The organism is Catonella sp., from assembly GCF_057250765.1.
Genome location: NZ_DBHIEC010000011.1, coordinates 38,312 through 59,818, shown reverse-complemented (window position 1 = coordinate 59,818; position 21,507 = coordinate 38,312). Strand labels below are relative to the sequence as shown.

At 40.2% G+C, this 21,507-nt stretch carries 17 protein-coding genes; all 17 read left to right on the top strand.

All coding sequences use genetic code 11. The annotated features are described in order from the left end of the window. Positions 1-5: 5 nt before the first annotated feature. The 17 genes from ACO6HM_RS07260 to ACO6HM_RS07180 all read left to right on the top strand — a co-directional run bounded on the left by ACO6HM_RS07260 (position 6) and on the right by ACO6HM_RS07180 (position 21,504). Entirely contained in the window at positions 6-578 is a 573-nt protein-coding gene (locus ACO6HM_RS07260) for a YgjV family protein (RefSeq protein ID WP_485390426.1), read from the top strand. A 99-nt stretch (positions 579-677) separates the two neighbouring features. Next, positions 678-1,190, top strand: coding sequence for a 5-(carboxyamino)imidazole ribonucleotide mutase (gene purE, locus ACO6HM_RS07255; protein ID WP_485390425.1), 513 nt, complete (start codon positions 678-680; stop codon positions 1,188-1,190). 17 nt (positions 1,191-1,207) lie between these two features. Beyond that, positions 1,208-2,233, top strand: coding sequence for a phosphoribosylformylglycinamidine cyclo-ligase (purM, locus tag ACO6HM_RS07250; RefSeq protein ID WP_485390424.1), 1,026 nt, complete (start codon positions 1,208-1,210; stop codon positions 2,231-2,233). A gap of 2 nt (positions 2,234-2,235) precedes the next feature. Next, a complete protein-coding gene (purN, locus tag ACO6HM_RS07245) occupies positions 2,236-2,859 on the top strand; it encodes a phosphoribosylglycinamide formyltransferase (RefSeq protein ID WP_485390423.1) in 624 nt (207 codons plus the stop codon). A 115-nt stretch (positions 2,860-2,974) separates the two neighbouring features. Further along, positions 2,975-4,243, top strand: coding sequence for a phosphoribosylamine--glycine ligase (purD, locus tag ACO6HM_RS07240; RefSeq protein WP_485390422.1), 1,269 nt, complete (start codon positions 2,975-2,977; stop codon positions 4,241-4,243). 92 nt (positions 4,244-4,335) lie between these two features. Next, positions 4,336-7,023 (top strand): cadherin-like beta sandwich domain-containing protein, encoded by a 2,688-nt coding sequence (locus tag ACO6HM_RS07235; protein WP_485390421.1) that lies wholly within the window; start codon positions 4,336-4,338, stop codon positions 7,021-7,023. 3 nt (positions 7,024-7,026) lie between these two features. Then, a complete protein-coding gene (locus tag ACO6HM_RS07230) occupies positions 7,027-8,040 on the top strand; it encodes a cadherin-like beta sandwich domain-containing protein (protein ID WP_485390420.1) in 1,014 nt (337 codons plus the stop codon). Between the two features lie 17 nt (positions 8,041-8,057). Continuing rightward, complete coding sequence (locus ACO6HM_RS07225; RefSeq protein WP_485390419.1) at positions 8,058-10,520, top strand: ATP-dependent Clp protease ATP-binding subunit; 2,463 nt, start codon at positions 8,058-8,060, stop codon at positions 10,518-10,520. A 27-nt stretch (positions 10,521-10,547) separates the two neighbouring features. Further along, positions 10,548-10,958, top strand: a complete 411-nt coding sequence (locus ACO6HM_RS07220; protein ID WP_208429388.1) for an endosialidase — start codon at positions 10,548-10,550, stop codon at positions 10,956-10,958. Further along, positions 10,958-12,304: a DNA repair protein RadA gene (gene radA / locus ACO6HM_RS07215; protein ID WP_485390418.1), complete on the top strand. Its 1,347-nt coding sequence runs from the start codon at positions 10,958-10,960 to the stop codon at positions 12,302-12,304. Before ACO6HM_RS07220 ends, radA begins: the two co-directional genes overlap by 1 nt. Next, complete coding sequence (locus tag ACO6HM_RS07210) at positions 12,304-14,325, top strand: DNA topoisomerase (protein WP_485390417.1); 2,022 nt, start codon at positions 12,304-12,306, stop codon at positions 14,323-14,325. The genes radA and ACO6HM_RS07210 overlap by 1 nt, the downstream gene beginning before the upstream one ends. A gap of 103 nt (positions 14,326-14,428) precedes the next feature. Further along, positions 14,429-15,877: a C39 family peptidase gene (locus tag ACO6HM_RS07205; protein WP_485390416.1), complete on the top strand. Its 1,449-nt coding sequence runs from the start codon at positions 14,429-14,431 to the stop codon at positions 15,875-15,877. A 12-nt stretch (positions 15,878-15,889) separates the two neighbouring features. Next, positions 15,890-16,558, top strand: coding sequence for an acyltransferase (locus ACO6HM_RS07200; protein ID WP_485390415.1), 669 nt, complete (start codon positions 15,890-15,892; stop codon positions 16,556-16,558). Continuing rightward, positions 16,551-17,156 (top strand): cyclodeaminase/cyclohydrolase family protein, encoded by a 606-nt coding sequence (locus ACO6HM_RS07195; RefSeq protein ID WP_485390414.1) that lies wholly within the window; start codon positions 16,551-16,553, stop codon positions 17,154-17,156. The genes ACO6HM_RS07200 and ACO6HM_RS07195 overlap by 8 nt, the downstream gene beginning before the upstream one ends. A 258-nt stretch (positions 17,157-17,414) precedes the next feature. Beyond that, entirely contained in the window at positions 17,415-19,019 is a 1,605-nt protein-coding gene (pckA, locus tag ACO6HM_RS07190; protein WP_485390413.1) for a phosphoenolpyruvate carboxykinase (ATP), read from the top strand. Between the two features lie 114 nt (positions 19,020-19,133). Continuing rightward, positions 19,134-20,381: an Ig-like domain-containing protein gene (locus tag ACO6HM_RS07185; protein WP_485390412.1), complete on the top strand. Its 1,248-nt coding sequence runs from the start codon at positions 19,134-19,136 to the stop codon at positions 20,379-20,381. Between the two features lie 115 nt (positions 20,382-20,496). Then, a complete protein-coding gene (locus ACO6HM_RS07180) occupies positions 20,497-21,504 on the top strand; it encodes a WYL domain-containing protein (protein ID WP_485390411.1) in 1,008 nt (335 codons plus the stop codon). Positions 21,505-21,507 lie beyond the last annotated feature (3 nt).

The window sequence follows — 21,507 nt, the reverse complement described above, 5'->3', positions numbered from 1 at the left end:
GGAAAATGAATTTGCAGGGAATTAGTGACTGGATACAGTCGATGGGTGGTACAAAATGGCTTATAGCACAGGTGCTTAGCTTAATAGGATACACATTGATGGTAATAACAGGCTACATCAAAAAAGAGAAGAAAATGCTTAGAACTCAGGATGTGCAGCTTTTGTTTATCATAGGGATGGGAGTGCTTCTTAACGCATTTTCAGGAATAATAATCAACACGATTCAGATTATCAAAAATGAGGTTTATCTTAGAGGAAAGCTAAACAAGTACACAAAGGCTGTCATAGTTGGACTCGGTATAGTGATGACTCTCATATTTAACAATGGAGGCATAGCCGGCTGGCTGCCTGCAGTAAACCTTTTCATCTTTACCTATTTCTTGGGTATGGGTGGTGCAATTGGAGTTAAAATTCTTATTTTCATTACAACCTGTGGCTGGGGAGTATATGATTTTTCCATAAAAAATTATGTAGGATTTATCTTTGACATCCTCACAATCATCAGTTGTATAATAGGAATTATAAGACTTAAAAAAGATGGTGGCTCTACAAGTGAAGGCGTTATAGAAAACAGTTAGTTGATGAAACGGTAAATTTTAATCTCAATTTATTTATAGAGCGGTAGGTAAGATAATATTGCTTAGAATGATTGGGATTAACACATTAAAGGAGGAATTATGAGTAAAGTAGGTATTGTAATGGGAAGCGACAGTGATCTTTCTGTAATGAAGGCGGCTATGGAGACCTTGGAGAAATTCGGGATTGAATATGATGTGACAGTCATATCTGCTCACAGAATGCCTGACATTTTCTTCGAGTATGCAAAGAGCGCTGAGAGTAAATACGATGTTCTTATAGCAGGAGCAGGCGGAGCTGCACATCTTCCGGGAATGGCAGCGGCTGTTACTCCTATCCCTGTAATAGGTGTGCCTATTCATACCAAGAGCCTTGGAGGTGTGGATTCACTTTATTCTATAGTTCAGATGCCTGCCGGTATCCCTGTTGCAACAGTAGCCATCAATGGTGCAAAGAATGCAGCTATACTTGCGGCTAAAATTATTTCTGTTAGGGAACCGGAAGTAAGGCAGAAGATAAAGGACTTTGCTGAGGGACTTAAAGATGAGGTACTTGCAAAGAAAACCAAGATTGAAAAAGTAGGTTATAAAACTTATCTTGAAGAAATGAATTAAGAAAGAGAGAGTATATAATGGATTACAAAACTTCTGGAGTAGATATAGAAGCGGGCTACAAGTCAGTTGAGCTTATGAAAAAATATGTGGCTGAGACTATGAGGAGTGAGGTGCTTGGCGGAATTGGAGGCTTTTCTGGAGCATTTTCACTGAAAGCAATAAAAGACATGGAAGATCCTGTACTTCTCTCTGGCACAGATGGAGTAGGAACCAAGATTAAGTTAGCTTTTGAGCTTGATAAGCACGATACCATCGGCATTGACTGCGTGGCAATGTGTGTAAATGATGTGGTTTGTGCAGGAGGAGAGCCTCTTTTCTTCTTAGATTATATAGCCTGTGGGAAAAACGAGCCTGAAAAAATAGCATCCATAGTGAAGGGAGTGGCAGAAGGCTGCAAGCTCTCAGGAGCTGCCCTTGTAGGTGGTGAAACTGCAGAGCATCCGGGACTTATGCCGGAGGATGAGTATGACCTTGCAGGTTTTGCTGTAGGAGTATGTGATAAAAAAGACCTTATAGATGGAAAGGACTTAAAAGAGGGTGATGTGATTATAGGAATCGCTTCCTCAGGAGTTCACAGCAACGGCTTTTCACTTGTTAGAAGTGTATTTAAGATGGAAAAGGAAAGCCTTTGTACATACTATGATGAGCTTGGAAAGACACTTGGAGAAGCACTTCTTGAGCCAACCATTATATACGTAAAATCCTTAAAAGAAGTAAAAAAAGCGGGGATTAAGATTAAAGCCTGCAGCCATATTACAGGTGGCGGCTTCTATGAGAATGTTCCACGTATGCTTAAGGAAGGAACTCATGCTGTTATTCGTAAGGATTCTTATGAGGTGCCTGCTATATTTAAGATGCTTGCAAAAGAAGGTGATGTAAATGAGCAGGTTATGTACAATACCTTCAATATGGGTGTAGGTATGATGGTAGTAGTAGATAAAAACGATGTAGATAAGGCAATATCAGCCATAGCCGGGGCAGGTGAAAAGGCCTTTGTGATTGGTGAAATCAAAGAGGGAGAAAAGGGCGTAACCCTTGTATAATTATGAAAAAAGTAGCGGTTTTAGTATCGGGAGGAGGAACCAATCTTCAAGCCATAATAGATGCAAAGGCTTCGGGGCTTATTAAAAATGCGGAGATTTCCCTTGTTATAAGCAACAATCCCTCTGCTTATGCACTAACAAGGGCAAAAAACGCAGGAATTAAAGCAAGATGCATATCTCCGTCTGAGTTTGACAGCAGGGAGGCTTTTAATAAGGCTCTTACAGATGCGCTTATAGAGGCAGAGGTAGATTTGGTTGTACTTGCAGGCTTCCTTGTTATCATCCCCAGAAAAATGGTTGAAAAGTTTAGAAACAGGATAATAAATGTACATCCCTCTCTAATTCCATCATTTTGTGGAACGGGCTGCTATGGGCTTAAGGTACACGAAAAGGCCCTCTCGCGCGGAGTGAAGATAACAGGAGCTACAGTGCATTTTGTAGATGAGGGAACAGATACAGGACCTATTATTCTTCAAAAGGCTGTGGAAGTAAAAGATGGTGATACAGCAGAAACCTTGCAAAAAAGGGTAATGGAAGAGGCTGAGTGGAAGATACTCCCGGAAGCCATTGAACTTGTAGCAAGCGGACAGGTAAAGGTCGTAGATGGCAAGACAGTGAGAGTGTAAGGTATAATTATTTTTAGAGTTCATGGATAGAACAACAGAGAGGATACAATGCCGCATAGATAGTGGTGTCCTCTCTGTGTAACTTTTGATAGAAATCTATAAAAAGGAGGCCATTATGAATGTACTAATAGTCGGAAGTGGTGGACGCGAACACGCAATTGCCTGTAAAGTAGCAGAAAGTAAGAGGGCGGATAAAATCTACGCTGCACCGGGCAATGCAGGCATAGCCGAAGTGGCTGAGTGTGTGGATATTTCAGTGATGGATTTCCCTAAACTAATAGAATTTGCAAAAGAAAAAAACATAGACTTTGTCATAGTAGGGCCTGACGATCCTCTCGTGGCAGGGGCAGTAGATGAATTTGAAAAGGCAGGCTTTAAGACCTTCGGACCTCATGCAAATGCGGCTATTATTGAAGGCTCTAAGGCATTTTCAAAGGATTTGATGAAAAAATACAATATTCCTACAGCGGGCTACGAGGTATTTACCTCGGCGGATAAGGCAGTTCAATATCTTGAAAATGTTAATTATCCGATAGTGCTTAAGGCAGATGGACTTGCCCTCGGTAAGGGTGTACTTATTTGCATGACTAAAGAAGAAGCCCTTCTTGGGGTGAAAACCATAATGGAAGATAAGAAGTTTGGCAGTGCAGGAAATACCCTCGTTATAGAAGATTTTATGACGGGACCTGAGGTGTCTGTACTATGTTTTTGTGACGGTGAGACCATCAAGCCTATGACTTCAGCTATGGATCACAAGAGGGCAAAAGACGGAGATGAGGGCTTAAACACTGGTGGAATGGGAAACATTTCTCCAAGTCCTTTTTATACCAAAGAAGTTGAAGATTTCTGCATGGAGAATATCTATAAGCCTACAATGGCTGCTATGAAAAGTGAGGGCAGGCCTTTTAAGGGAGTTCTTTTTGTAGGACTGATGCTCACACCAAGTGGTGTAAAGGTGCTTGAATACAATGCAAGATTTGGAGATCCTGAAACACAGGTGGTTCTTCCAAGGATGAAGTCAGATATCCTTGATATAATGGAGGCCTGTGTAGAGGGAAGACTTGATAAAGCAGAGCTTGTCTTTGATGAAAATGCTGCAGTCTGTGTAGTGCTTGCATCTAAGGGCTATCCTCTAGACTATGAAAAGGGTAAAGAAGTAACCATCAAAGAAGGCTTTGGTAAAGACGGACTCTATCTCTACCACGCAGGTACAAAGCTTCAAAATGGCAAGGTTGTTACGGCAGGCGGCAGGGTTTTTGGAGTAACTGCTACGGGAAAAGACCTGAAAGAAGCAAGAGACAGAGCGTATAAGGCTACTGAACTTGTGGAATTTGAGAATAAATATATGCGTACTGATATAGGTAAAAAAGCTATAGAGGGATAAAAAATTGTAAATAACTTGACTTTTTTTTGCCACCTTTGTAAAGTAGTCTATAGAAAGAGTAAGATTAAAATATTTATAGATTTGGAGAAGTTATGTTTAAGAATAGTTTAGCAAAGGGCATATTATCAGCAGTTATAATGGGTACAGTGTTAACAAGCGCACCTCTTTATGGTAACAACCTTAATAATTCAAAGATTGTATACGCGGCAACAAAGAAGGTGGCAACCTGTACAGTAGACAAGCTTAAGGTAAGAACCGATTCAGGAACAGAGTTTGCACAGCTTAGCTCTGACGGAACAATGGTTTATCTTTCGTTAAATGACAAGGCAGATGTCCTTGGAGAGAAAAAGGATAAGAGTGGAGTGGTATGGTATAAGGTCAAATTCTTATTTAATGGTAAAAGTGTAACCGGATTTGTAAGGAGTGATTTTGTCAAGGTTTCAAGTGAAAATGAAAGTACTCCATCTGACAAAGGAAATTCAAATACCAAGAAAACTGCAGGTAAGACTAAGAAGTCATCAAGCATAAAGGAGACCTCCAAGTATTCCTATAAAGGAGAGGTAAAGACCAAGGGACTTAGGCTTAGAACGGGAGTAGGTACGGATAAGCCTCAGTACAATATAGGAGGTACAGGAGTTGTGCTTCCTAACGGACAGGTGCTTAATATTACCGGAGAGAAGAATGATGCTAAGAAGATAAGGTGGTATAAGATAAGCACTAAGGTTAACGGCAAGACGGTTAAGGGCTATGTGCTTAGTGAGTTTGTTAAGCTTTCAGTTGATAAGAAGGCACCGGCTTATGCAAAGGTAACAGCTAAAAAGGGTGCAGTTATAAAGACAAAGGCTACTGCAAAGGGTAACGAATTTAAGGATAGCAAGGGTAAGAAAGTAGTCCTTGCCAAGAACGATATCGTAAGCATCTTCCACGAGATTACCCTTAGTGATGTGAAGTATTATAAAGTTAGCTTTGTAATTAGTGGCAAGACCTATACAGGCTACTTGGTTGCATCGCAGGTTAAGCTAATCGGAATAGTCAAAGACACGCCTAAGGCTGATGATACTGATAATACAGGAGATAATGGCAATAGCACTGATGATAATTCAGATGACAATGCCGGAAATGATGATAACGATACCGGAAACAGCAGTGGTGTTATAAATAACGACAATGGAAAATTTGTGACACAGAGGGCATATATTACCTCTGATAAGGTTGAGCTTTATAACGAAGCTGACTATAAGGCTGATATCTTAAAAGAGAGTGAAACCGGAATTCCTTACAAGTTAAATTTGAACCAGGAAGTTATTGCCAGAAAACAGTATACTGTGGGCAATGAAAAGTGGTATCTGATAACATATATAGTTAATGACAGTACCGGAAAACAAGTAATTGGAGCCGGCTTTGTACCTGAAAAATATATTAAACTAAGCGGAGAGCCTGTAGATGATTCTACAGGCTCTAGTAATAAGAAGAAGCTAAGTGACAAGGCTTTTGAGAAAGAATTGGCAAGTCAGGGATTTCCTGAGGATTACAAGCCTTTTTTAAGAGTGCTTCACGTGGCACATCCATACTGGCATTTTGAAGCGAGGCACTTGGGGCTTGACTGGGAATACGCAGTATCAAGGGAAAGCGTAGTAGGACTAAACCTCTTGCAGAATTCCAGTAACTATGCCTGGAAATCTATGGAAGCAAAGGCCTATGACTGGGCGAATGACGCCTTCATAGCCTATGATGGAAGTACCTGGGTTACAGCTTCAAACAAGGCTGTAAGGTATTATATGGATCCAAGGAACTTCCTTAATGAGGACTATATTTATCAGTTTGAGCTTCTTACATACAAGCCTGAACATCATACAGAGGAGGGGATTTCAGCTATTCTTGGAGGCCCTCCTATGAGGGATACCACCTACGATTATGTTGCTTCAGATGGAACAAACAAGACCATAAGCTATGCAGAGACCTTCCTTCTTGCAGGGGTCTACTCAGGTGTAAGCCCTTACCACCTTGCCAGCAGAGTAAAGCAGGAGGTAGCAGGTGCGGGAAGATTCTCATCAAGTGTTACAGGCACAGTGCCCGGTTATGAGGGCTATTATAACTTTTACAACATAGGAGCTTACAACAACACTGCTCCCGGAGGGGCTGTGGCTAGTGGACTTAAGTTTGCGGCAAACGGAAGCAGTTCTAAGGCGGTTATTGGCAACAAGAGCTTTAACGACTATATCAAGATACCTTGGAACAACAGATACAGCGCTATCCTTGGCGGTGCTGCATTTATAGGCAATAACTATATACTAAGAGGGCAGAATACGCCTTATCTTGAAAAGTTTAACTTTACAGAGAAAAATACATTTTCACATCAATATATGTCAGCGGTGTTTTCACCCAGTTCAGAATCGATGATTACCAAGAGAGCTTATGCTGAGCTTAAGGACGAGCCTTTGGTATTTTCCATTCCTGTCTTTCAAAATATGCCTCCGGTTATCAGTGAGAGGCCTGTAGACATACCTAGTCCTAACAACTGGCTTTCTTCCTTACAGGTTACGGGATATCAGCTTACACCTGCATTCAGGCCCGATACCACAGAAGGGTACAACCTTGTGGTTGGCAAGGATGTAGATGTGATTGAGGTGACAGGAAAGACAGCTAACAAGAAGGCGGTAGTGAATGGATTCGGACAGATAAAACTTACGCCCGGAGGAGTAAATGTTATTAGCATTAGTGTGACCGCAGAGGATGGAACAGTTAGAACGTATAAGATAAATGTGGCAAAGGAGGAATAAGGGGTGAGGAAAAACATTATAATTATATTTGTATTGGTTTTTTCCCTTTTGCTTGGTGGCGAAAAGGCATTTGCTTCAAGTGCAAGTGTAGTGCTAAAGGGTGCAAATAAAACAATAGTCGGTGAAAAATTTGATGTTACCTTGGAGATTGATTCTGAGGAAAGCCTAAGCGGAGTAGAAACTTACCTTTCCTACGATGACAGTCTGGCTGAGTTTCTCTCAGCAGATGAGGGGATAGCAGGAGGAAAAGGACTGCTAAGGGTGAATATAAAGAATTTTGAAGATGTGGACGGAAAGCTTAAGTATAAGATGACTTTCCTTGCAAAGCTCTCCGGGAACTTTACCATGACATTTTCTGATGATGTACATTTGTATGCGGTTAATCCTGATAATGAAATATCTGTAGCTACCAATGACCTGGAGATGCGTATAAAGAATCCTAGGAAGGCATCCTCAGACAGCAGCCTTACAGGGATAAAGGTGGCTGGAGGAGTGCTTATACCTAAGTTTAGCCCCAATGTACTTGACTATAAGGTAAATGTCGGTAAAGGCGTGGACGATATTACCGTAGGTGTGACTACTGCAGACAAAGGGGCTAATTACAGTCTGGTAAAGGACTATGGCGACAAGCTTAGGACGGGAGAAAATAATATATATATTATAGTAAAAGCACAAGACGGCAGTAAGACTAACTACAACATTGTTGTTATCAAGGAGAATGAGGCTTCTGAGGAGACAAAGGATACTGTAAAAGATACAAAGAGTAGTGCAAAGCAGGAGGAAGAACACGCTTTAGAAACCTCGTCAGATGAAAGAAGTAAAGAAAGCATAGGAGAAGAACATGAATACGTGCCTGATGCACCTGGAGAAGAGGCCGCGGAGGAAACTGATAATAATGATAGCAAACAGACGGTCATTTATGTTATAATAAGTGCTATAGTTATTTTAGGTATCATGCTTATACTAGGGCTGGTGCTTTATATGAAAAATAAAAGAAACGAAGAAGATGAGGAATAACTCCTCACGGAGGTAAAATGCAGGATAAATTTACGAATAATGCAGTAACTGCCATAGAAGCAGCTAACTCGGCAGCTATTTCATTATCACAAAACTATGTTGGTTCTGAGCATCTTTTGATAGGGCTTTTGTCGGTAGACGGAGTGGCAAAGAAGGTGCTTGAGGAAAATGGAGTTTCATACGACAGATTTATGGAGCTGGTAAATAAGCTTCTTACACAAGGAAATGTGGCGGTAGGTTCTACCGAGTCTATGACACCTCGTGCAAAGAGAATAATATCTCTGGCTGCAACAGAGGCTTATAGGCTTAATTCCGGTAAGATTGGTACAGAACATATACTTATGGCCTTACTTAAGGAAGGCGACAGTATTGGGGTAAGGCTTTTAACCACAATGGGAGTGAACCTTCAAAAGGTATACCTCGATATACTTACTGCTATAGGGATGGACATTTCTCAGGCTAGAAGCGACTATTCAAACTTTAAGAATGCAAATAACAACACGGGAAGCAATGCCAAATCAGGTACACCTATTCTTGACCAGTATTCAAAAGACCTTACAGAATACGCAAGAAGCGGAAAGCTTGACCCTGTCATAGGCAGGGATGTAGAGGTGCAGAGAGTCATACAGATACTTAGCAGGCGCACCAAGAACAATCCTTGTATCATAGGAGAGCCGGGTGTAGGAAAGACTGCCATAGTTGAAGCTATTGCTGAAAGGATAGTGGAAGGAAGCGTACCCGATACAATCAGAGGAAAAAGAGTTGTAACTATCGATTTGTCAGCCATGGTAGCCGGCACGAAGTACAGAGGTGAGTTCGAAGAGAGAATCAAAAGGACTTTGGATGAAGTTATAAAAAGCGGAAATGTACTTCTTTTTATAGATGAGCTCCATACTATTATAGGAGCAGGCGGTGCAGAAGGTACACTTGATGCATCAAACATCCTTAAGCCTTCTTTAGCTAGGGGAGAGCTTCAGTTAATAGGAGCTACCACGAGGGAAGAGTACAGAAAACGCATAGAAAAGGATAGCGCCCTTGAGAGAAGATTCCAGCCTGTAGTTGTAGAGGAGCCTTCAGAGGAAGAATCCGTGCTTATACTTAAGGGGCTTCGTGAAAAATACGAGGATCATCATAAGGTAAGGATAACGGATGAAGCCATTGAGGCGGCTGTGAAGCTCTCTGCCAGATATATCAATGACAGATTTCTTCCTGATAAGGCGGTTGACCTTATGGATGAGGCTGCATCTAAGGCAAGGCTCTCGGTATTTACTACAAAGCCTGGAAGTGCCGAGCTTGAAAGGAAGATAATAAAGCTTGAGGAAGATAAAGAAAACGCCATTAAAAGTGAGGCTTATGATAAGGCGAGCTTAATAAAGAAGGAGCAGAACAAGCTAAGGATGAAGCTTAGTGAGTTTAAGCTTGCTGAAGAGCAGAAAAAGCAGCAGAAGGTACTTGTCATAAACGAAGAGGACATAGCAGAGGTTGTGGCTGACTGGACCAAAATACCTGTGAATAAGCTAAAGCAGGCAGAAACAGACAGGCTTATAAGGCTTGAAGCTGTACTTCACGAGAGAGTTATAGGTCAGGAGGAAGCAGTAGTTGCCGTAGCAAAGGCAATAAGGCGGGGCAGGGTAGGCTTTAATGCAGAAGGTAGGCCTATAGGCTCCTTCCTCTTCTTAGGACCTACAGGTGTAGGTAAAACTGAGCTTAGCAAGGCACTCGCAGAGGCAATGTTTGGAAGTGAAGAGTCTATGATAAGAGTGGATATGTCTGAATATATGGAAAAGCACAGTGTATCCAAGATGATAGGCTCGCCTCCCGGATATATAGGACATGATGAAGGAGGACAGCTTTCAGAGAAGGTACGAAGGAATCCGTACTCAGTCATACTTTTGGATGAGATAGAAAAGGCGCATCCGGACGTATTTAACGTACTTCTTCAGGTGTTAGACGATGGTAGAATAACTGATTCCCAAGGCAGGGTAGTTAACTTTAAGAATACAGTTATCATTATGACATCAAATGCGGGAGCACAGAGGATAATGACTCCTAAGAAGCTTGGATTTAAGGCTGATGAGAATAAAGAAGCCGATTATAAGCTTATGAAGGATGGAGTTATGGAGGAAGTAAAGAAGGTATTTAAGCCTGAATTTCTCAATCGAATAGATGAAATTATAGTCTTCCATACTCTTACCGAGAAGGAGCTAAAGAAGATAGTTAAGATTATGCTTAAAGGACTTGCAGAAAGGGCAAAGGAACAGATGGGACTTAAGCTTAAGTTCACGGAGACAGCTGTTAAGCACCTTGCCAATATCGAGAAGGAAGCAAGCTATGGAGCAAGGCCTCTAGCAAGGAAGATAAAGACGGAAGTAGAGGATTTGCTTGCTACTGAGGTACTCTTAGGGCATATCAAAGAAGGAAATGAAGTTAAAATTGGTTGTAAAGATGGGAAAATTGAGGTAAACTTATCTAAGCAGTAATAATGAATATTAACAAAGGAGACCAAAATGGCAATAGTAGAAGAACTAATCCGCAAATCAAATGAAGGCATTGATTTTGGCAACTATAAGCTTGGCAGTAAGGCAAAGCTTGAAGGCTTCTCATTTGAAGGAGATGTATATAAGATTAAGACTTTCAAGGAGATAACCAAGCTTGAAAGAAACGGGCTTTTTGCCTACGAATCAGTTCCGGGTACTGCGGTTTTTAACTACAAGCGTAGTGAAAACGGCGTAAGCTTTCTTGTTGAGGGCGAGTCTGATGCACAGATTACCCTTGAGCTTGGAGAAGAAAAGGAATATGAGATTGAGATTGACGGTGTAAACTCAGGCAGGATTAAAACAAACCTTGGCGGTAAGCTTACTATAAATGTAGAAACAAAAGAAGATACTGCTAAGAAGGTAGTTGTAAAAGAGGCATAATGGCAAAGAGTAAAACAGTATTTTTTTGCGGGGAATGTGGCTATGAGTCAGCTAAGTGGCTCGGCCAGTGCCCTGTCTGCAAGGCTTGGAACGCTTTTTCGGAAGCTCCGGCCCTAAAGAAAGGAGGCAGCAGCCTGAAACCGGGCGTGGCTGCCTCTTTGCCGATTAAGATAAAGGATGTATCACTTGAGAGTGATGAGCGTGTAACTACGGGAATATCAGAGCTTGACAGGGTACTTGGAGGCGGTATAGTGAAGGGCTCCCTTGTACTTGTAGGAGGAGATCCCGGCATAGGTAAGTCCACCCTGCTTTTGCAGATGTGCGCAAAGCTTGCTGACAAAAACGTATCCGTACTTTATGTATCGGGAGAGGAGTCTGAGAGGCAGATTGCCATAAGAAGCGAGAGGCTTGGCAGACAATCTTCTGACATGCTCCTTTATTGTGAGACAGACATAGAAAAGATAGAGACAGCCATAGAAAACGGTAAGCCTGATATTGTCATAGTGGATTCGATTCAGACTATGTATTCATCTAAGGCTGATTCTGCTGCGGGCAGCATATCTCAGGTAAGGGAGGTAACCTCTACCCTGCTTCGCATATCAAAGGGCCTTGGAGTATCCATCTTCATAGTAGGGCATGTAACCAAGGAGGGTACTGTAGCAGGACCTAGGACCCTTGAACACATGGTAGATACCGTGCTTTATTTTGAAGGGGAAGATGTGGCTTCATACAGAATACTTCGTGCAGTCAAGAACCGCTTTGGCTCGACCAATGAAGTGGGAGTCTTTGACATGGGGCAGAGCGGACTCAGGGAGGTAGCCAATCCTTCAGAATATATGCTAAAGGGCATGCCTGAAAATGCGCCGGGCTCTGTGGTTGCCTGCACTATGGAGGGCAGCAGGCCGATACTTGTTGAAGTACAGGCCCTCGTCTGCCAGACCAATTTTAACTTTCCAAAGAGAACCACAGCGGGAGCAGATTATAACAGGGTAAATATCTTAATAGCGGTACTTGAAAAGAGACTAGGGCTTAACCTTGGTAACTGTGATGCCTATGTAAATGTCGCAGGAGGGCTTAAGATAAATGAGCCTGCTCTTGACCTTGCTATAGTGGCTGCCCTTATATCAAGCTATAGAAACAGAGAAAGTAAGGGAAAGATTATAGCCTTTGGAGAGGTAGGACTTACAGGAGAGGTAAGAGGGGTAAATCTTGCGAGACTAAGACTTGAAGAAATAGCCAAGTTTGGTGAGAACCTCGTCATCATACCGAAGGTAAACTATACAAAGGACCTGCCTTTTAAGGTATTACCGGTAAGTAATGTAAGGGAGTTAATGGATATAATATAATGGGAAAAACGCTGATTATAACTGAGAAACCATCGGTAGCAGGAGAATATGCAGAGATACTCGGAGTCCCAAAGAGGGGGCAGGGAGCATACTCGGGTGGTGAATACATAATTACCTGGTGTGTAGGGCATCTGATAGAGATGAGTTATCCCGAAAAATACGATGAAAAGTACAAAAAATGGAAGTTGGAAGACCTGCCTTTTCTTCCTCAGACCTACAAATATGATGTTATTCCTAATGTAAAAAAGCAGTATGATGTGGTTCATAGACTTATGAATTCTACAGAAGTAGACACCATCCTCTATGCAGGCGACAGTGGGCGTGAGGGAGAGGTCATCATTAGGCTTATAAGAAACTACGGCGGGGTAAGGAAGGGAATCGAAGAAAGAAGAGTATGGATAGACTCCTTTACCGAGGATGAGATAAAGCGTGGTATGAGAGAAGCAAAGCCTATTTCCGCTTATGACAATCTGGCTGGTGCAGGTATTATGAGGGGAATAGAAGACTATGCCATGGGCATCAATTTCTCAAGAGCCTTATCAGTCAAGTATGGCTCCCTCTTAAACAACAAAGCAGGTACTAAGAAGTACTCTGCCATAGCCATAGGCAGGGTTATGACCTGTGTACTTGGTATGGTGGTACGCAGGGAAAGAGAAATAAGGAACTTCGTTCAGACGAACTTCTACAAGATATCAGGAAGCTTTGGGGCTGAGGGAGCAAGCTTTGCAGGAGAATGGAAGTCAGGCAAGGCAAGTAAATACTTTGAAAGCCCTCTGCTTTACAATGAAAAGGGATTTAAGAATAAAGAAGATGCTACAAAGCTTATATCTGAGCTGGATTATTCTACAGCTAAAGTTTTGAAGAAGGACAAGACCAGTGAGAAGAAGAAGGCCCCTCTGTTATTTAATCTGGCTGAACTTCAGGCAGAATGTACCAAGAGATTCCATATAAGCCCTGATGCCACTCTTAAAGCAGTTCAGGAGCTATATGAAGGGAAGCTTACCACATATCCAAGAACTGATGCAAGGGTGATAACAAAGGCGGTAGCAGGTGAGATAACCAAGAATCTAAGTGGGCTCTATGCTTATAAGCCTGTAAGTGAATTTGTGCTTAAAATAAGGGATGAAGGACTGTACAAGGGACTTGAAAAGACGCAGTATGTGGATGACAAGAAGGTAACTGACCACTATGCCATCATTCCTACAGGGAACCTAAAAGAAATTGCTAAGCAGAGTGAATTAAACCAGAAAATTTACGATATAATAGTTAGGAGGTTTTTAGCAATTTTCTATCCTCCTGCAGTTTATGACAAAGTCAGTCTTGTGACCGGGATTAAGCATAAAGAAGGAGATTTTACCGAGGAATTCTATTCTTATGTGAAGGTACTTAAAGAAAAAGGCTACCTCGAAGTATTGGGTTTTCCGTCTAAAGAAAAGGATAAGAAGGACGAGAGCTCTGATACAGGGGATGCAGCTGATGAGGTGTCAGATAACGAGGCTTTATTAAATCTACTATCATCACTTACAAAGGGAAGTCCTCTTTCCGTCAATAAGCTTGAAACTAAAGAAGGAAAGACAACACCGCCAAAGCGTTATACCTCAGGCTCTATGATACTTGCAATGGAGAATGCAGGTCAGCTCATAGAAGATGAGGAGCTTAGGGCTACCATAAAGGGAGCGGGTATAGGTACTTCTGCTACAAGGGCAGGCATCATTGAAAAGCTGGTAAAAATAGGTTATCTTGGGCTAAATAAAAAGACACAGATACTTACACCTATGCTTTTTGGGGAAATGGTGTATGAGGTTGCCGATATGGCTATTCCTGCCATGTTAAATCCTGAAATGACAGCCAGCTGGGAAAAGGGGCTGTCGGGAGTTGAAGCCGGAGAGATAAGCACTGATAAATACGAAGAAACACTTAATACCTATGTAAGAAAGTACATTGATAATATAAAAGTTAAAGACCTGAGTAGAGAACTGGGTAACAGGCTTGAAACAATAAAGAAATTGCAAAATAACTAAAATTATCATGAGTCCAAATTGCCGCAAGATAAGACATATGGCTTGATTGCGGTATTCGCAAGTAGTTTTGTGCGTAATTTGGGTGACAATAGAGGGGCAGGATATGATAAAGAACTTAACGAAGGTTATTTTTACAATTATTATCTTTATGTTTATTACTATTGCCGAAGGCAGTTATTTTAACAGTGTAGATTTACTTGCAGCTGAAATATATCCGGATACTGAATACGGTGCCGGAGAAAGTCTGACTGAAAATGAGCAGCTTAAAGACGAAATAAGCGAAGAAAGTAAAGAAGACAATAAAGCTACTAAAGAAGAAATAGTAAAAGAGGACAAGGAAGAAAACCTGATAGACGACAAGGACATAAGGGATATAAGACCAAGTGAGACCGCTTATACTAGCATAAAGCTTATCAGGAAAAACAGCAAGTCTAAAAATACAGCTAAGTTTATTTTGGACTTTAACCTTGGAGATGAAGTGGTAAACGGGGTGGAAGAGCTTGCGCTCGCAGATGTCTTATATATCGAAGACCTTGATTTTACACTTCCCTTGGAGAAACAAAATGAGCTGAAGGTTGAATTTGAACTTGCGGGGCTTAAGAATAAAAAATATAATTATTATATTAGTTCTCGTAACAATTTGAAATATGATGGATATTTTGAAATAAGCTCATTAGAATCTGATAATGAATCAAAGTCCGGAGTTGTATTCAGAGGTATTCCTAAGAAAAAAGTTTTTGCAGGAACTAAGGTAGTACTTAGGATGCAATCTGATGATGTTGACAGTTCACTGATATTTAACGGCAAGAAGATAGAGCCTGATAAGACAGGTAAAGGTAAGAGAAAATTTAAAATTGTGGTATCAAAGAACGGAAGATATAAATATAGCGTAAAATCAAATGATGAGATAACCGAAGGTATATTAAAAGTAGATTTTTTTAAGAATCATAAAAATAAACTGGATGTACCTCTTAGTTATCAAAGTCCCGATTATCCTGAGGGCTGTGAAAGCTATGCTTCTGTAGCGGTCTTAAAGCATTTTGGGTTTAAGATAAAAGAATCGGAATTCATATCAAAATATCTGGATATGATAAATTTGTGGGATAAGAGAGTCACTAAGATTAAAAATTTATTTGATAAATACTATCTGGGTGACCCTTCAAATAAAAAACATCAGGGTTATCTTGCCAATCCACCGGTTTTGGTTAAGGCTGTGAATAAGTACTTAAAGAAGAAAAATTCCAAAAAATATGTTGCAGTAGACACTACCGGGAAAACACTTAAGAAACTTCTGGAAGAGGAAGTATTAAATGATAATCCTGTTATAGTCTGGCTTACCATAGACAATAAAGAACCTCATATTGCCAAAGTAAGAGGGGTACCGTACGTATTTCCAAGCCATACAATGGTTATATCCGGATATGATAGGAAGAAGGAGCTTATTTATCTAACGGACAGCATTTCGGGATATAGGTCGGTAAGCTATGATACAGCGAATGAATTATATAAACTTACGGGAAAGAAGAGCTTTATACTACAAAAAAAGAAATAGAAGGGAGTTTATATGGAGAATATAAAAATCACCGAACTTTTTGACCTTACTAAAACTATGGCGTCAGACTATTTGGACTCCTTTACCTATCCGTTTGAAGCTCTAGAAGGAATAAGTGAGCTAATAATAAGACTGGGAGAAAGTCTTGATAGCAGTGTTTATGAAAAAAGAGGTGAGAATGTGTGGGTGGCTAAGTCTGCAAAAGTTGCTCCTACAGCCTTTCTAGGTGGACCTTGTATCATAGGCGAAGACACAGAGGTAAGGCATTGTGCCTTCATAAGAGGAAGTGCTTTGGTTGGCAATGGCTGTGTGGTAGGTAACTCTGTTGAACTTAAAAATGTGATAATATTTGATGATGTTCAGGTACCACATTACAACTATGTGGGAGACTCCATTCTAGGCTATCATTCTCACATGGGAGCAGGCTCCATTACAAGCAATGTGAAGGCTGATAAGACAAATGTAGTCATTAAGTCAGAGGCAGATAGTATTGCAACAGGACTCAAAAAGGTAGGAGCCTTCCTCGGCGACTACGCAGAAATAGGCTGCAACAGCGTACTTAATCCCGGAACAGTAATTGGAAGAAATTCTAACGTCTACCCTCTTTCGATGGTGAGAGGAGTAGTTCCTGAAAGCAGTATATACAAGAAAAAAGGAGAGGTTGTGGCTAAAAATGCGTGATTTAAGTCTAAATGAATTTTCGGAAAAGCTATTTAGCAAGGAGGCTGTACCGGGAGGCGGAGGAGCATCTGCCCTTGTAGGAGCCCTTTCTGTGTCTCTTGGTGCAATGGCGGCAAACCTTACTCTAGGTAAGGAAAAGTATGCAGAATATACCGAAGAGCTAAATGCTAACCTTAAAAAAGCAGAAAAGCTTAGACTCCGCCTCCTTGAGCTTATAGAAGAGGACGCTACAGGCTTTGGAGAGATAAACAAAGCCTATAAGGTAAAACCAAGGGATGAAGCGCTCATAGAAAAAGCTCTTGTAAGTGCGGTAACTCCTCCTCTTAAGATGATGGAGGCTATTAAAGAGGTAATTGATATTCTTATCGTTTTTTCGGATAAAACAAGCATACTTGTGGTAAGCGATGTGGGAGTTGGTGCTAAGTTTGCTGAAGCAGCCCTAAAATCAGCTTATCTGAATGTAGTGGTCAATGTGAAGCTTATGAAGGATGAAAAGACAGCGGCAGAAATCAGGGCAAAGGCAGAGAAACTAATTACTTACGCAGAAAAAGCCGATAAAGTATATGAGAAAATATTGAAACGGTTAAATGATAAATAAAACAACTGAAAAAATATCCAATAAAAACCTCAATTACTGCAAAAATTTTGTCAAAAATATTGCCGATTAGTTTGATGATTTTTTACTGCCTTTGGTGTATAATCACACTAGGGAAAGTTTTAAAAATTTCTCGTTTGATTTCAAATTATTCGCTCTTTAAGTCTTATTTATTTTAAATTAACTGTAAATAAGGCTAAAGCAGGGAATGGTTTGTAAGCATAAAAGAACAATATAATACAAAGAAAGAGGTACAACAGAATGGCAAAGATTGATTTAACACAGTACGGCATTACAGGAACAACAGAGATCGTTCACAACCCTTCTTATGATGAGCTCTTCAAAGAAGAGACCAAGGAAACCCTTACAGGTTTTGAAAAGGGACAGGTAACAGAGCTTGGCGCTGTTAACGTAATGACAGGTATTTACACAGGTCGTTCTCCTCAGGATAAGTTCATCGTAATGGATGAGAATTCTAAGGATACTGTATGGTGGACAACACCTGAGTATAAGAATGACAACCACCCTGCTTCAAAGGAAGCTTGGGATGTAGTTAAGAAGCTTGCTCAGGAAGAGCTTTCTAACAAGCGTCTTTTCGTAGTTGATGCATTCTGTGGTGCTAACAAAGATACAAGAATGGCAGTTCGTTTCATCGTTGAGGTTGCTTGGCAGGCTCACTTTGTAACAAACATGTTCATTCAGCCAACTGCTGAAGAGCTTGAGAACTTCAAGCCTGATTTCATCGTTTACAATGCTTCAAAGGCTAAGGTTGAGAACTATAAGGAGTTAGGTCTTAACTCTGAGACAGCAGTAGTATTTAACATTACAAGCCGCGAGCAGGTTATTCTCAATACCTGGTACGGCGGAGAGATGAAGAAGGGTATGTTCTCTATGATGAACTACTATCTTCCACTTAAGGGTATGGCTTCAATGCACTGCTCTGCAAACACAGATATGGACGGAAAGCATACAGCTATCTTCTTTGGTCTTTCAGGAACAGGTAAGACCACACTTTCAACAGATCCTAAGCGTCTCCTTATCGGTGATGATGAGCACGGCTGGGATGACAACGGAGTATTTAACTTCGAGGGTGGCTGCTACGCTAAGGTTATCGACCTTGATAAAGAGTCTGAGCCTGATATCTACAACGCAATCAAGAGGGATGCTCTTCTTGAGAACGTAACCGTAGATGCAAACGGTAAGATTGATTTTAAGGATGGAAGCACAACAGAGAATACTCGTGTATCTTATCCTATCGACCACATTGAGAAGATTGTACGCCCTGTATCAGCAGCTCCTGATGCAGAGAATGTTATCTTCCTTTCAGCTGATGCTTTTGGAGTACTTCCTCCAGTATCTATACTTACACCTGAGCAGACACAGTACTACTTCCTTTCAGGATTTACTGCTAAGCTTGCAGGTACAGAGCGTGGTATCACAGAGCCTACACCTACTTTCTCAGCTTGCTTTGGACAGGCTTTCCTTGAGCTCCACCCAACAAAGTATGCTGAAGAGCTTGTAAAGAAGATGAAGAAGAGCGGAGCTAAGGCTTACCTTGTAAATACAGGCTGGAACGGAACAGGCAAGAGAATTTCTATTAAGGATACCCGTGGTATCATCGATGCCATCCTTAATGGTGATGTAAACAAGGCTCCTACAAAGAAGATTCCTTACTTTGATTTTGAAGTTCCTACAGAGCTTCCAGGTGTTGATACACACATCCTTGATCCTAGAGATACTTATGCAAACGCATCTGAGTGGGATGAGAAGGCAAAAGACCTTGCTGGAAGATTCATCAAGAACTTTGCTAAGTATGAGAACAACGAGGCTGGTAAGGCACTTGTTGCAGCAGGTCCTAAGCTTTAATTTAAGATTAAAAAATAAGATGTAATTACATCCTCTCTCCAGCCTAGCTGGGGAGAGGTTAGTTTTAAAATATAATGGATTATAAAAAGTCTCAAGGAAGAGAGGTAGAATTAAATGAAACATAAATATATTATCTTTAGCCTGATAGTAAACATCTGTCTGTTAGGCTATCTTTTTTATACCCCTATTTCAGCGTTTGCAGAAGATGATTATGAGTATAGTGAAGACTATGATGGTGGCGATGAGGACGAAGATAGTAATACGAATAGCAATTATGACTACAATTTTTGGACAAATTACTGGAAACAATTCTTTGAAAATCAGTCTGATAACCAACCAGAGGAGAAGCAGGAAGGAGAGAATCAGCCTGTAGAAGAAGATGAGGCTAAAGATGAGACTGACAATGCTTCAAAGATTGATATGACTAATGTTACCCTGGATAAGACATCTCTAAGCAAGGTGGTTGTCGATTATGGCGGTTGGATAGAAAATGCTGAGTTTAAGATTAAGGTAAATAGTGAAACACTCTTAAATCAGGATGAAAATGCAGATGTTTCAGCAGTAAGCTCAAATAAAGATATGTATTTTTATACTGATTTGGTTGACAATGTTCTAACAATCTCTACAAGTTCAGCAGGGAGAACGACTTTGAAGCTTACCATTAATGAAAAGGTGTTTGAAATAAAAGTAAATATCAAAAGCATAGGTCTGGATGAAAACTATTACATTGTAGCTAAGGGAAAAAGTGAGAAGATATCGGCTAAGGGCTTAAAAGGAGTGGAACTTAACTGGAAGTCTGCAAAGCCGGATATTGCAGTAGTGGATAAGGACGGCAGGATAAAGGGCTTAAAAGAGGGAAATGCAGTAATTACAGCTAAAGTAGACGGAACCAAGATTGCTTTCCTTGTCTCAGTTGTACCTGAAATCAAGAAAAAAGCAGTTAAATGGGCAATTGATTACTTGGAAAAAAGCGAATACAGCCAGCCTAAGAGGATGCAAAAAGGCTACTATGACTGCAGTTCCTTGGTTTGGAGGGCATACAACAAGTTCGGTCACAATCTTGCAGGGGCGAAGTACGCACCTACAGCAGCTGAGCTATGCAGACATTATGACAGCAAGAAACAGTACATAAAGGGTGGAATGAACGAGAAGAACCTGGAAGGGCTTAAGCTGATGCCGGGGGATTTGGTGTTTTATTCTGGAGAAAAAAATGGCCGGTATAAGAATATATACCATGTAGAAATGGTGGCAGGATACCATTTCTATGGCTTAGATGAGAAGGGACATCCAAATGTGTCCATCAAATATGTAAGACTTGGCCTTGGCGGAGGTCAAAACGCAGCGAGGGTACTTGCTAAATAAATATAAATTTAAATAAAAGTATCAGATAACTATATTATTTTTCTCTGCTTTATTGTATAATAGAAAATGTAGTTATCTGATACTTTTTGTGCATATATTACAAAGGAGGAGGTTTATGCCTTTTTTTATAAATGAAGACCAAAGAATAAGTATTAACCTTAGTGATTTTGCAAATTATATAATTGAGACTGATATGGTTACCTTTGGAAAAGATAAGAGATCAACATTAATTAATATAATCATAAAGAATTTCAAGGATGAAGCAAAATCAACTATAAGTACTTCTTCTGAGGCATACAGAGCAGAGATAGAGGAAGTACTCTGTAAAAAAGATATCAATATTGATTCAAAGGAATACAAGAGCATAGTGAATACTTTGGTTGAGCATTATATAGAAAATATAGTTAAGTTTAATGATAAAAAAGGTAATACATATAAAGTAAGGTTAAACAAAGAAAATTCCGAATATCTTACGCAAATATCATTAGATAGTGATTACTATGATAATTCTATCGGTGCTTATGTAAACGCATTATTAGAAGAATACTCAAGGCTTAGCTATAAAGAAAGGGAAGCGATAGTATATAAGGATAATTTTGAACTCATTAATAATGCTATCAGAGATAAAAAAATATTGAAAATTGATTTTGTTTGGGGTAAAACTAAAAGAATTAGACCATATAAATTGAGTGCTGATCGTCAGCAAATGTATTACTACTTAGTTGGCTATGATAAGGATAGCAAAGAAAATGTATCATGTAGAGTTAACTACATTAAAAAGATAACTTGTTTAAAAGAGAACTCTTCATTAACATTGGAGAACAAAAAGTCTATAGAAAGAGATTTGAGTGAAAAAGGTATTCAATTTATGACAGGAGTAGCTTCTGAAGTGAAAATCAGACTTACCGATAGAGGTAAGGATATGTATAATAGAATTCTTCATCTTAGACCTCTGTTTAGAGAGATTATTGATGAAGACATATACATATTTAACTGTAATTGTATGCAAATTGAATTTTATTTTTTGAAGTTTGGTAAAGAGGCTGAAATTATCTCGCCACTTGAATTGAGGGGGAAATTTAAAAACACTTATTTAGAGGCTTTTGAACTATATAAAGATTAGCAA